The following is a 13,211-nucleotide window of genomic DNA, read 5'->3' on the forward strand; positions in this document are numbered from 1 at the left end:
ATATGGCTAATTACTGGAAAATAGGTAACAAATGGTATTTTCAAATATATACAGGAGTAGATCCGTCTACTGGGAAAAAGAAATTTACATCTAAAGGAGGGTTCAAGACAAAAAAAGAAGCTCAGATGGCCGCAGCTGAAGTAGAAAAGGAAGTATTTGAAAACACATATGTTCAAGAACAAAATATTGCCTTTCAGGAATTTACTTTAGAGTGGCTTAAGACTTATCGTGATACCGCTAAAATAAGTTCTGTGAGAAATCGACAGCATAACTTGGATCACTTAAATAGGTTCTTCGGAAATAAGAAAATAAAAGATATCACGCGTAAACAGTATCAAGCCATGCTTGCTTCGCTTCATAATGCAGGCTATGCGTTTAATACTCTAGATGGTATTCATGCAACAGGTAGAATGGTTTTCAGGAAAGCTGTGGAGTTTAACATCATTAAGGACAGTCCTTGCGACTTTGCAAAAATTCCACGCAAAGTGGAAACTTTTGAGGAGGTAGAAAGCAGTAAAGGTGAAATTAAATTTATGGAAAAAGAAGAACTTATTCGTTTTCTTAATGCTGCTAAGGAAAGTGGCATTGATAAAGACTATCCAATGTTTTTGACACTTGCTTATAGTGGGTTAAGGGTAGGAGGGTAGGTGAGTTGATCGCCTTAAAATGGTCGGATATAGATATGTATAAAAAAACCTTAAGAGTAACAAAAACGTATTACAATCCCAATAATAGAACAAAAGAGTATCAACTACTGACACCCAAAACTAAAGGATCGATCAGAACGCTAAAAATGGACGCTGGAGTTATTGAGGTCCTTAAAAGACACAAAGAACACCAAGATGATCTCATAGATAAAATGAAGAACGAATATACTCAACTGGATTTTGTCTTTGCTAAGGAAGTTCAGAACCTGGGATACCCTGAGTTTTTAAAGACCGTAAACACCCATATGAGACGTTTATTAAAAATTAGTGGTATCCATAAGGAACTTACCCCTCACTCCTTGCGACACACCCACACCTCTTTGTTAATTGAAGCAGGAGTAGGAGTTAAAGAAATTCAACAACGATTAGGTCATGGAGATATAAACACAACCATGAATATATACGCGCACATTACTGAAAACATGGGAGAAAAATCCTCCCAAAAGTTCAGTGAACTTATGAGAGGCTCATTAGATTTATAGTGTTTTCCCCGGCAAGTATGTCAAAAGTATGTCAATTTGACTTTAGGGGTCAAGCTAAACCCTTGATATCAAGGGTCATGGGGGCGATGATTTACATCATGCCGCCCATTCCGCCCATGCCACCCATGTCTGGCATGCCACCAGCGTTGTCTTCTTCTGGGATATCAGCTACAACGGCTTCTGTAGTTAGGAACATTGCTGCTACAGATGCTGCGTTTTGTAGTGCAGAACGTGTTACTTTTGTTGGGTCTACAATACCAGTATCCATCATGTTCACCCATTCGCTTGTTGCCGCGTTGAAACCTACGCCTACATCTTCGCCTTTAAGACGCTCGATGATTACGGAACCTTCAAGGCCTGCATTGTGAGCGATTTGACGTACAGGCTCTTCAAGAGAACGTAGTAAGATTTTCGCACCTGTTTTTTCATCGCCAGTTAAGTCTAGGTCAGCTACTTTGTTGTAGATGTTTACTAATGCTGTACCACCACCAGCTACGATTCCTTCTTCTACTGCTGCGCGAGTAGAGTTTAGGGCGTCTTCGATACGTAGTTTGCGTTCTTTTAGCTCTGTTTCTGTAGCTGCACCTACTTTGATTACGGCTACTCCACCAGCTAATTTAGCAAGACGCTCTTGTAATTTTTCTTTATCGAATTCAGAAGTGGTTTCTTCTAGTTGAGCGCGTAGTTGGTTCACTCGGCTAGAGATTGCTTCTGGGTTACCATCGCCTTCTACAATTGTAGTGTTTTCTTTTGTAACGACTACTTTGTTGGCGCGACCAAGTTGCTCAATTGTCGTGCTCTTCAGTTCAAGGCCTAGGTCTTCTGTAATCACTTGACCACCAGTTAATGTAGCGATATCTTCTAGCATTGCTTTACGACGGTCACCGAATCCTGGAGCTTTAACAGATACAGCGTTAAATGTACCGCGAAGCTTGTTTACTACTAGTGTAGCTAGTGCTTCACCTTCTACGTCTTCAGTGATCATTAGAAGTGGACGGCCTTGCTGTACAACTTGTTCAAGCACAGGAAGTACTTCTTGAATGTTCGTAATCTTCTTATCTGTAATTAAGATGTAAGGATTCTCAAGAACCGCTTCCATCTTATCTTGGTCAGTTACCATGTAAGGAGATGCATATCCGCGGTCGAATTGCATACCTTCTACAACTTCCATTTCTGTATTGAAGCCTTTGGACTCTTCGATAGTGATAACACCGTCGTTACCTACGCGTTCCATTGCTTCTGCGATAAGTTTACCTACTTCTTCATCAGCAGAAGAAATAGAAGCAACTTGTGCAATGGATTCTTTACCTTCGATTGGCTTAGAGATTTGTTTCAATTCTTCTACAGCAACCTCTGTCGCTTTTTCGATACCACGACGTACGCCAACTGGGTTTGCACCGGAAGCAACGTTTTTCAGACCTTCACGGATCATCGCTTGTGCAAGTACAGTTGCAGTTGTTGTACCATCACCAGCAATTTCATTTGTTTTCTGAGCCACTTCAGAAACAAGCTGTGCACCCATGTTCTCGAATTGATCTTCTAGTTCGATTTCTTTCGCGATTGTTACACCATCATTTGTAATTAATGGGGAACCAAATTTCTTATCTAGAACTACGTTACGTCCTTTTGGTCCAAGAGTTACTTTAACAGCATCCGCTAAACGGTCCACACCACGAAGCATGGAGCGACGTGCATCTTCACTAAATTTAATTTCTTTAGCCATGAAAAATGCCTCCTTCAAATTTATAAAGTTTATATAGTTGAGCGTTCTTTATGTTTGGAATAATGTAGTGCAATCGTCTTAGCCAATAACAGCTAAAATGTCACTTTCACGTAAAATTAAGTATTCTTTGCCTTCGTACTTCACTTCTGTACCAGCATACTTAGAAAAGATGATGTGGTCATTCTCAGCTACTTCAAGAGCAACTTTCTCACCGTTATCTGTTACACGGCCTTTACCTACAGCAACAACTTTTCCTTCTTGAGGTTTTTCTTTCGCAGAGTCTGGCAACACAATACCGCTTGCCGTTTTTTCCTCTTGTTCTACTACCTCAATTACTACACGATCTCCTAATGGCTTTAACAAATCAGACACCCTCCTCATTATTATTGAATCAATTGTTATCTGATTTATTAGCACTCTCCAATCGTGAGTGCTAACACATTTATTATAATAATAAATTCACTAAAAAGATGCAAGTAGAAAGGTTATTTTTTTTATGAAAATTCCGCTTATGTAACTCAGTTGTTTCCGTTTCTGTATCATTTCGGTTTTATGATACAATACAAAGAATGAGACAAATGCGAAAAAAAGGAGTTAGGATATGCCGTTAAGATATTGGTTTGTTATTATAACTTACGTAGTTACACAGCTATCTTACATTGTTGGGGTCCCTCTTACGTCCGTACTTTATGGGTATGGATTTGACATTACAGCATTAAGTGCGGAACAATTGACGCAAGCTGCTGTTACTTGGTCCGTTTTCAGTTTTGCAATGGGCTTAATAATCACCTTATTACTACTTCGACCTGATATGAAGAATACCTCCCTCACGACAAAAGATGTACCAGCTAGTTCATTAATTTTGTGGAGTATATTAGGTATATTCATAGCGTTTGCAGGTCAGTATGCAGCAGCAATTATCGAAATAATGCTTGGTATTCCACAAGTATCTGAGAATACACAAGGCCTGATGAACATCGCAAAAGCGGCACCTATTTTTATCATCATTATTACGGTTTTCGCACCGATATTAGAAGAAATCTTATTTAGAAAAATATTGTTCGGTTCTATCTATAAGAAAACAAACTTTTTCATTGCTGCTATTATTTCTTCCCTTATATTCTCTATTATACATATGGACTTTACCCATACGATTAAATACACAGCGATGGGGTTTGTGTTTGCATTTCTTTATGTGAAGACGAAGCGTATTATTGTCCCCATTATCGCCCATATGTCGATGAATTTAATTGTTGTCATTGCGCAATATAGTGTTGATCCAGAGCAAATAAAAGAAATGGAACAACAGCTAGAGAATTTACAAACTATTATTTTAGGAGGCTAACGTCTATATGCGTACTTCACCGCTTGCTATGGCCATCCTGTATTTTATTATTGGGGTCATTTTTACATTCAGTGCGGTTGGAAGTGTAGAAGATACTGTTTGGAATTTCATCACAATATTATTAGTATCTGTTGCGACCATAGATTTCGTCGTATCGATTCGCTTCTTCACTTTACACTTCCGTATAAAAAATAAACAAAAGAAATAAAACCGAAGCAGATTTGTATAAACAGATCTGCTTCTTTTTATAAGGAGAGGATGATTTCCATGTTGCTTCAAGGGGATAACATTTACTTAAATGCATTTAAGGAAGAAGATATCGAAACGGTACTCGAGTGGTATCAAGATCCGACCTTCTTACGATTATACGATGCACTTGTTGCTAAGCCTTATACGTTTAAAAAAGTGCAGGAATGGATAGAGGAGACGTCCCATGCAGATAACGAATTCCTCTTTGCCATTCGGACAAAAGAAGATAATACGCTCATTGGCTTTATTGAAATGGATGGGATCTTATGGAATCAACAAACTGGCTGGATTTCGATTGGCATCGGAAACTCCGCTTACCACAACAATGGATACGGTAAAGAAGCGTTACAGCTAATGCTTTCATTTGCCTTTCAAGAATGTAATTTACACCGCATACAGCTGACTGTCTTTGAATATAACGAAAAAGCGATGCGACTTTATGAAAAGTTAGGCTTTGTGCGTGAGGGAGCATACCGTGAATTTGTCCACCGAGATGGGAAACGATACGATATGCTTCTGTACGGCTTGTTGCGACGAGAATGGGAACAACGCCAAATATAGAAATGGCCCACAAATGGAGGGATTCCGCGCATATTTCACGATTTTCGCGCACAAAAAAAAGCGCAATGCCCACTACTTGGGTTATTGCGCTTTTTTTTCATCTTGTACTCCTTTCATGAAGAAGGAGAATGGTAATGCGATAAGTACAAGTACGGTGGAAACGAGGAACGCTTCATTCAACGTTTGTAACGTGGCTTCGGTCATATCTATCCCACCTGATGCGATTTGCATTCGTCTCGTTTCATAATAGACGGAGAAGAATACGATACCTAAAGATGCGGTAATTTGTCTCAGAACGTTATTCATCGCCGATCCTTGTGCTACAAGGTGTTCAGGTATAGAGTTCATTCCTGCTGTTGTTGCAGGCATGTTACTCATTCCTAAGCCGATGCCCCGCACAACGTTTAGTAATAAAATCACCCAATAGGTTGTGGATAGCCCTACTAAACCGAGTCCTGTTGTAGATAAGGCTAAGATGAATAGCCCGATTGGGATTGTCCAGCGAGGGCCTTTTTTATCTAGAATGCGACCGCCAATGGACATGAAGACACCGCTAGATGCAGCAGCTGGTAAAAACAGTAGACCTGTTAACACCTCTCCGAGTCCGTACACTTCCTGAATAAGTAACGGTAATAAGAATATTCCCGAGAAAAGACCAATAGATGCCGAGCCGGTTACAATAGCTGATATTGTAAACGTTGGTACTTTAAATACTGATAAATCAAGTAGCGGCTGCTCTTGCTTATTTTCATAAAAGACGAAAATCACTAATGCAATGATTCCCCCAACAAATAAAGCAATATTGTCTAAAGCAAACAATGTATCTAACGTTTTGCCGCGTCCTAAAGCGTACAAAATACCACCAACGCCTAATGTGACGAAAATAAATCCACCGATATCAAATTTTAGTTGTTCGTTCTTCTCTGTTTCTATCAAATAGTTTGTGGATAATAGTATACTTGCAATGCCAAACGGAATATTAAACAGGAATAAATATGGCCACGGAAAGTATTGGATGATGATACCACCAACTGTTGGTCCGATTGCGGGAGCAACCATGGCGGCAATCCCGTATATTCCTATGGCCAGTCCTCGCTCATTTTTCGGAAATGCGTTGAAAACGAGCGCCATGGCAATTGGCATCATTAATCCGCCGGCCATCCCTTGAATCGCTCTCGATAGAACAACCATTGACAGTGTTTGGGAAAGAGCACCACCAATGGAGCCAATCATAAAAATAAACAATCCGATAATGTATATTTTCTTCTTTCCAAACCGGTCGCCTAAATATCCGGTTAGTGGCATCGTCATTCCCATTGCTACCATGAAAATCGTAAGCATCCAACCTACACTAACCGCATCTGCATCAAATATTTCCATAAATCGAGGTAACGTAGGGTTTAACATGCTATTATTTAAAATAACTGTAAATGTACCAGATAATACAGCAATGACTACTAACCATTTACTAGAAATTTTACTCATTTATATCGCCTTCTCTTAAATAATTCGTAACTCGAAACTCTTTCCCACTATAACACACCGGCTACAAGTGCAGGTAATAAAATGTTTCAGTTCATACAATCAAAAAATTCTAGCATAAGTCCGCTAGAATCTTCTGAGTTTATTCTAATTCTTCCTGTTCTTCTTCATCAAGAGGATAATGCTTTAAGAAATACACTAATGATTGTAATTCAACTGCTAAATCAATATGGTGCACACGTACATGGTTCGGTACAGATATACGAGCTGGGGTAAAATTTAATATGCCAATGATACCCGCTTCCATTAATTGATCGGCGATTCCTTGAGCAGCAAAGGATGGTACCGTCATAATAGCTACTGATACGTTCTGTTCCTTTGCTTTTTCCACCACATCATGAATGTGATACACAGGAATGCCGGCAATATTGGTTCCTACTTTACTTTCATCAGAATCAAACGCCATTACAATCTTTGTATTATTATTTTTCTTGAAATTGTAATGAAGAAAAGCAGTTCCTAAGTTACCTACACCAATTAACGCCACGTTCGTTGTTTCGTCTTGATCGAGCGTCTCGCGAAAGAAATTTAACAAATAGTTCACATTGTACCCATAGCCTTTTTTCCCTAATGCACCAAAGTAAGAGAAATCTCTTCTTATCGTTGCTGAATCTACTTTCACTGCTTCACTTAATTCTTTAGATGATACGCGTTGCTTCCCTTTGCTATGCAAATTGTTAATAAAACGATAGTATAGGGGTAATCGTTTAGCTGTAGCTTGCGGGATTTTAGTTGGTTCTATATCCATGAGCGCTCCCCCTTTACTTTTTGGCTTCTTGTATAGTCGCCATTTTTACCGCCTGTTTTTTCTACTAAATAGGTTTCGCCGATTATCATCCCTTTATCCATTGCTTTACACATATCATATACCGTAAGAGCAGTTGCAGTAGCAGCAGTCAGTGCTTCCATCTCGACACCTGTACTTCCTTTCGTCTTTACTTGCGCTTCAATATGTAATCGATACCCTCCCCGCTCTTGAGACCAGTCAAAAGCAATATCGATTCCTGTTAAAGAGAGCGGGTGACACATCGGAATCCAATTTGACGTGTTCTTTGCCGCCATAATACCTGCAATCTGTGCTACCCCAAGTACGTCCCCTTTTTCTAACGCTCCATCTTCCACTGCTCTATATACGTTTTCTTGAACAAGAACGTTACTACGTGCGACAGCCTTGCGAACGGTATTTTGCTTATCCGATATATCGACCATTTGCGCCCGTCCTTGCTCATTGAAGTGGGTGAATTCTGTCATCATTTCCCCTCCTATATGAATGAATATACCATCTTTTACTAGGAAAGCAATCTGCAAAAAACGTCTAACAATTTAGAACCAACGTGAAACATGGTACTATTAAACATGTAAACTAAATGAAATTTCCGATTTTTGAGCTGATGGATTCTTTACGGGCGTTTTGTCCTATCAACTTCCGCATTTTTCTTTTTCCAGCAGGATGTGAAGTAAAGAGGGTATATGTTTTTCTAAAGTGTACCAAAAAATGACGGAAAGGTGTATGTATAATTTTTTCTATATCTGAACATGGATGAAATTGATTATAACTATAGAGGTGAACAGCATGATTTTAATGCAAGTCAATAATATAACGAAACGCTTCGGCGCTGACCTTATTTTATCGAATATTAAATTAGAAGTACATACCAATGATCGAATTGCGATTGTTGGAAGAAACGGCGCTGGCAAATCTACTTTATTAAAAGTGATGGCTGGGGAATATACGTATGAAGAAGGAGAAATCCATAAGCCAAAGGACGTTTCCATAGGCTTCTTGGAACAACATACTGGTTTAGAATCTGAATTATCCATTTGGGATGAGATGTTATCCGTTTTCTCTCATTTACGGAACATGGAACAACAATTACGACAAATGGAACAACAAATGGCCGATCCAGACTTCATCGCTGATACGAACCGCTACAACAAGTTACTGAAAGAATACGATGAACTTCAGGTAACCTTTAAAAATGAAGGTGGCTATCGATACGAAGCAGATATTAAAGCGGTCATCAACGGCCTTCAATTTAAAGACTTTTCACTCAATACGAAGATATCCACATTAAGTGGTGGTCAAAAGACGCGGTTAGCATTAGGAAAACTATTGTTAGCCAAACCAGACATTTTAATATTAGACGAGCCTACCAACCATTTAGATATGGAAACGTTAAATTGGTTGGAGCAATATTTACAAGGATATAGTGGTGCCGTCGTCATCGTCTCCCATGACCGTTATTTCTTAGATAAAGTGGCCAATGTTGTCTATGAAATTTCTCGCCATAAGTCACAGAAGTTTGTCGGCAACTATTCTCATTTCTTAGCGCAGAAAGCAGCAAACTATGAGCGAGATGTAAAAGAATTTGAGAAACAACAGTCAGAGATTAAACGCATGGAGGACTTTATTCAAAAAAATATTGTCAGAGCATCGACGACGAAAAGGGCCCAAAGTAAACGCAAGCAATTAGAAAAGATGGAACGCATGGAACGCCCTAAAGGTGATGAAAAATCCGCTTCCTTTTCTTTTGACATTGAGCGAAGAAGTGGAAATGACGTTCTGAAGTTGCGTGATGTTAGCTTTCAATACGAAAATGGTGAAACACCCGTATTCTCGCATGTTTCCTTTGACTTAAATCGATTAGATCGTATGGTACTAGTTGGTCCAAATGGCGCTGGAAAAACAACACTACTAAAAACCATCACAGAAGACTTACACGTAACAGCTGGCACAATTCAATACGGCGCAAACCTGCAAATTGGGTACTATGATCAGGAACAAGCCCGATTAACTTCTAATAAAGAGGTGCTCCATGAACTATGGGACGAATATCCACACATGGACGAGAAAGAAGTTCGAACAGTTCTAGGTAACTTCTTATTTACAGGTGATGACGTGTTGAAGCCCGTCACAGCGTTAAGTGGTGGAGAAAAAGCACGCCTCGCTCTAGCTAAGCTAATGCTTGAGAAGTCGAATTTACTCATTTTAGACGAGCCTACCAACCATTTAGATTTAGACAGTAAAGAAGTGTTAGAAGCAGCGTTAATGGATTATCCAGGAACGATTTTATTCGTTTCCCACGACCGTTATTTTATTAACAAGATTGCAACGCAAGTGCTTGAAATGAAAGGACATACCGTGCAGCTTTATTTAGGTAACTACGACTACTACACGGAGAAGAAAATAGAAGAACGAGAAATAGCTGTTTTCGATGCTCAACATCATCCACAGCCAGCTAATGACACGAAGAAAACAAAAACGACTTATCAACAGGATAAAGCTCAAAAACGAGAAGAAAGAAAACGTAAGCGACGAATCGAAGAAATTGAAACGCTCATAATGGAATACGAAGAAGAAATTGATCACAACGAGAAGCTTTTATGCGAACCCGATGTATATCAAGATCATGAGAAATCCCTTGAATTAACGGAGCATACGACCGAGTGCAAAGCAAAGATTGACGCACTAATGGAAGAATGGGAAACACTCCATGCAAATGAATAAACCGCCCGATAAGGCGGTTTATTTTATTTATTCAGATATTAACATAAGTGTACACATTCCAACCCTTATCATACCGGTTTTTCACAATGTTATACACATTATCCACAGTTATCAACAGAGTTATCCACAATTTCTATACACATCCACAAACGTTTATATGACAAATCTCAACAAAATTTTGTCCACATTGTTGTGGATAAGTTGTGGATAACATTTTATCAAAAAAATATTGCTCCCATCGTTAGAAGCAACATTTTCCCCTATTTACTTCGTTTCGCATAGCGTTCTAATGTTAATGACGGATTGCCGTTTAAATCCCATCCGGCACGATGACCTTGCTGATAAGCGATACTAGCTGCCGCTCCAATCATGGCCGCGTTGTCTGTACAAAGCGCTAATGGCGGAATTAACAAGGTGATAGCTTCATTTGCAAACTGCTTTGTTAGTTTAGTTCGCAATCCTTTATTCGCCGCGACACCACCAGCCACAATAACTTGCTTCACGTTGTACTGCTTCGCTGCTTTATACGTTTTCGTTGCTAACACATCAACAACACTTGCTTGAAAACTGGCGGCAACATCTTCTGGTTTATGTGTAATCCCTTTTTGTTTCGCATTGTGAAGTGTGTTAATAACAGATGATTTCAAACCGCTAAAGCTAAAATCAAAGGACCCTTCTTCTAACCATGCACGTGGGAAATCGATAGACACTTCACCTTGGTGGGCAAGTTGATCAATTTGCGGGCCACCTGGATAAGGTAAATGTAACGTTCGTGCCACTTTGTCATAGGCTTCACCAGCTGCATCGTCTCTTGTTTCGCCAATTACTTCAAATGAGCCATGCTCTTTCATCAGAATAAGCTCCGTATGGCCACCGGAAACAACGAGAGATAACAGTGGAAACTGAAATTCCTCTTCTAATCGGTTCGCGTAAATATGCCCGGCAATATGATGGACACCAATGAGTGGTTTCTGATGTGCAAATGCAAGAGCCTTCGCGGCATTTACACCAATTAATAATGCACCAACTAGACCTGGTCCTTCTGTTACCGCTACAGCATCGACATCATCCATCGTCATTTCTGCTTGCTTAAGCGCTTCTTCTATCACGATTGTTATTTGTTCGACGTGATGTCTGGAAGCAATTTCTGGCACAACACCACCGAAACGTTTATGGCTGTCAATTTGCGATGCGACAACATTTGCGACAAGCTCCGTACCATTTTGGACGATAGCTACAGCCGTTTCATCACAACTTGTTTCGATTGCTAATATATATTCATCTCTTTTATTCATTATAATTTCACCCACATTACTAATGCATCTTCTTGATTATCTGTATAATATCTTTTACGTATGCCTCCTGGGATAAGCCCAAAGGAACGATACAGCTTCTGCGCAATAATGTTCGATACTCTTACTTCTAATGATAACTGCAACGCCCCACGCTCTCTAGCTCGCAACAATACTGCTTCAAATAGTAACTTGCCAAGCTTCTTTCCCCTGAAATCAGGCACAATGGCAATATTTGTTATATGCGCTTCATCTATAATAACCCATAAGCCACAGTAACCAACAACTTGTCCAGCTACCTCTAGAATGGTGTAATAAGCATATGGATTATCATGGAGTTCATGTTCAAACGCTTCTCGCTTCCACGGAGTAGGAAAACACCTTTGCTCGATTTCAAGTATAGCTTCCACATCACTATCTTCCATTCTACGCAGTGTTAAATCATTCATGTCCTTGCTGCTCCTGCTGTGCTAACCATTTCGCTTCTGCTTCTGCTAAGCGCAAATAATGAGGTGTTAACTCATGAACTGGGGTTGGCTCTTTTTTAGTCGCCAACTGTGCAAGCATTGCTGCACGCGGCAAATGCACTGGTACCTCTGGCATAACACTCTTGCCACCTAACTTAGCTTGAATAAGGGTTTGGTGGACTGCAAGATCATTACTAACAAATACAATTGGCTTGTCATACTTACTCAGATGATCTAACCAACCCTCCATCGCCATGTTCACATCATCTTCTACTCGTTGCATGTTACCATTTTGATAAGCGTATAGCCCTGTATAAACTAGCCCTCTTCTCGCATCAAAAAAAGGACAAACATACCCATCAAAAAGCACCCCGTTATAAGCTAGCACTTCAAGACTGGATACAGCCACAATCGGAATAGATAAACTCCACGCCAATGTCTTCGCCGTAGTTAATCCAATTCGTACACCTGTAAAAGAGCCAGGACCATGCGCAACGGCAATACGATCCAAATCTTGCGGCGTCATCTCCGCTTCTTCCATTAATCGTACAATAGCAGGCATCAGTTGCACTGAATGATTTCGCTTTATATTCGTTTGATACTCTGCAACAACTTCATCATCTCTTCCTATTGCAACACCTAACGCTTGATTAGATGTATCAATTGCCAGTACATTCATATCTTTAACTCCTCACAAATCCGTTCAAAATGTTCCCCTTTAGGATGAATCTCCATACAACGCTTCGTATTATCTTCATATCGTATGTCAATATTTAAACGCTCATCCGGGAGAAAAGCTTCGATAAACTGCGCCCATTCGACAATAGTAACCCCGTCACCGTGCAAATATTCATCAAACCCTATATCTTCCTCACTATCTTCTAGTCGATACACATCTAAATGATACAATGGAAGGCGACCTTCATACTCTTTCACAATAGTGAACGTCGGGCTATTCACTGTTCGCGTCACACCTAACCCTTTCGCTAACCCTTTAGAAAAAGTCGTCTTTCCCGCGCCTAAATCTCCTTCTAATGTAATCACATCCCCAGCCTGTAGCAAGGTAGCTAATCTTTTTGCAAATTGTTGCGTTTCTTCAGGAGAATGTGTCGTTACGATACGCTTTTGGCTCATTCTATTTCACCAACTTCTTATTGTTTTCCCTTTATATCATAGCAAAAACAGACGTACACGACCACATTAGCGCAAAATTAGTAGGTCATAGGGACGCCCTGGCTCTTAAGTCTTAAGTTTAGCTAGCCAGTCTCGCTTTTAACTCCCATTCCAATTCTAGCAAACTGCACATCGAGTAGAGGGAAAAGTTAAGTAACTTTT

13 protein-coding genes and 1 pseudogene are annotated in these 13,211 nt (G+C 39.9%); 5 read left to right on the forward strand and 9 right to left on the reverse strand.

Annotation, left to right across the window (positions count from 1 at the left end):
• Positions 1–2 precede the first annotated feature (2 nt).
• Positions 3–1,189 (forward strand): annotated as a pseudogene (locus N784_RS17270) (site-specific integrase).
• A 91-nt stretch (positions 1,190–1,280) separates the two neighbouring features.
• On the opposite strand, the gene groL reads toward N784_RS17270, so the two are convergent.
• Positions 1,281–2,912 (reverse strand): chaperonin GroEL, encoded by a 1,632-nt coding sequence (groL, locus tag N784_RS13820; protein ID WP_036835809.1) that lies wholly within the window; start codon positions 2,910–2,912, stop codon positions 1,281–1,283.
• A 78-nt stretch (positions 2,913–2,990) separates the two neighbouring features.
• Positions 2,991–3,275 carry a co-chaperone GroES gene (gene groES / locus N784_RS13825; protein WP_036835811.1) on the reverse strand — a complete coding sequence of 95 codons (285 nt, stop codon included), beginning with the start codon at positions 3,273–3,275 and terminating at the stop codon, positions 2,991–2,993.
• A gap of 238 nt (positions 3,276–3,513) precedes the next feature.
• Here groES and N784_RS13830 point away from each other — a divergent pair, with 238 nt between their 5' ends.
• The 3 genes from N784_RS13830 to N784_RS13840 are packed head-to-tail and all read left to right on the forward strand — an operon-like array spanning position 3,514 to position 5,067.
• Complete coding sequence (locus N784_RS13830) at positions 3,514–4,257, forward strand: CPBP family intramembrane glutamic endopeptidase (RefSeq protein ID WP_036835813.1); 744 nt, start codon at positions 3,514–3,516, stop codon at positions 4,255–4,257.
• A 7-nt stretch (positions 4,258–4,264) separates the two neighbouring features.
• Positions 4,265–4,465: a YdiK family protein gene (locus tag N784_RS13835; protein WP_036835815.1), complete on the forward strand. Its 201-nt coding sequence runs from the start codon at positions 4,265–4,267 to the stop codon at positions 4,463–4,465.
• A gap of 59 nt (positions 4,466–4,524) precedes the next feature.
• Positions 4,525–5,067 carry a GNAT family N-acetyltransferase gene (locus tag N784_RS13840; RefSeq protein WP_232306031.1) on the forward strand — a complete coding sequence of 181 codons (543 nt, stop codon included), beginning with the start codon at positions 4,525–4,527 and terminating at the stop codon, positions 5,065–5,067.
• Positions 5,068–5,148: 81 nt separating this feature from the next.
• On the opposite strand, the gene N784_RS13845 is transcribed toward N784_RS13840, so the two are convergent.
• The 3 genes from N784_RS13845 to moaC form a co-directional block, all read right to left on the reverse strand.
• The gene (locus N784_RS13845) at positions 5,149–6,552 is read right to left on the reverse strand and encodes an MDR family MFS transporter (RefSeq protein WP_036835820.1); all 1,404 of its coding nucleotides are present in this window, start codon (positions 6,550–6,552) and stop codon (positions 5,149–5,151) included.
• Between the two features lie 139 nt (positions 6,553–6,691).
• Entirely contained in the window at positions 6,692–7,357 is a 666-nt protein-coding gene (locus N784_RS13850; protein WP_036835822.1) for a redox-sensing transcriptional repressor Rex, read from the reverse strand.
• Positions 7,348–7,860: a cyclic pyranopterin monophosphate synthase MoaC gene (gene moaC, locus N784_RS13855; RefSeq protein ID WP_036835824.1), complete on the reverse strand. Its 513-nt coding sequence runs from the start codon at positions 7,858–7,860 to the stop codon at positions 7,348–7,350. The genes N784_RS13850 and moaC overlap by 10 nt, the downstream gene beginning before the upstream one ends.
• A gap of 322 nt (positions 7,861–8,182) precedes the next feature.
• On the opposite strand from moaC, the gene N784_RS13860 reads away from it, so the two are divergent.
• Entirely contained in the window at positions 8,183–10,117 is a 1,935-nt protein-coding gene (locus N784_RS13860; protein WP_036835826.1) for an ABC-F family ATP-binding cassette domain-containing protein, read from the forward strand.
• Between the two features lie 260 nt (positions 10,118–10,377).
• On the opposite strand, the gene tsaD is transcribed toward N784_RS13860, so the two are convergent.
• From tsaD to tsaE, 4 genes are read right to left on the reverse strand one after another with little or no spacing between them, the layout of a single operon-like run.
• The gene (gene tsaD / locus N784_RS13865; protein WP_036835828.1) at positions 10,378–11,412 is read right to left on the reverse strand and encodes a tRNA (adenosine(37)-N6)-threonylcarbamoyltransferase complex transferase subunit TsaD; all 1,035 of its coding nucleotides are present in this window, start codon (positions 11,410–11,412) and stop codon (positions 10,378–10,380) included.
• Complete coding sequence (rimI, locus tag N784_RS13870) at positions 11,412–11,858, reverse strand: ribosomal protein S18-alanine N-acetyltransferase (RefSeq protein ID WP_036835829.1); 447 nt, start codon at positions 11,856–11,858, stop codon at positions 11,412–11,414. Before rimI ends, tsaD begins: the two co-directional genes overlap by 1 nt.
• Positions 11,851–12,555, reverse strand: a complete 705-nt coding sequence (tsaB, locus tag N784_RS13875; protein ID WP_036835831.1) for a tRNA (adenosine(37)-N6)-threonylcarbamoyltransferase complex dimerization subunit type 1 TsaB — start codon at positions 12,553–12,555, stop codon at positions 11,851–11,853. The genes rimI and tsaB overlap by 8 nt, the downstream gene beginning before the upstream one ends.
• The gene (gene tsaE / locus N784_RS13880) at positions 12,552–13,010 is read right to left on the reverse strand and encodes a tRNA (adenosine(37)-N6)-threonylcarbamoyltransferase complex ATPase subunit type 1 TsaE (protein ID WP_036835833.1); all 459 of its coding nucleotides are present in this window, start codon (positions 13,008–13,010) and stop codon (positions 12,552–12,554) included. Before tsaE ends, tsaB begins: the two co-directional genes overlap by 4 nt.
• Positions 13,011–13,211 lie beyond the last annotated feature (201 nt).

The organism is Pontibacillus litoralis JSM 072002 (assembly GCF_000775615.1).
Classification (GTDB): Bacteria; Bacillota; Bacilli; order Bacillales; family BH030062; genus Pontibacillus; species Pontibacillus litoralis.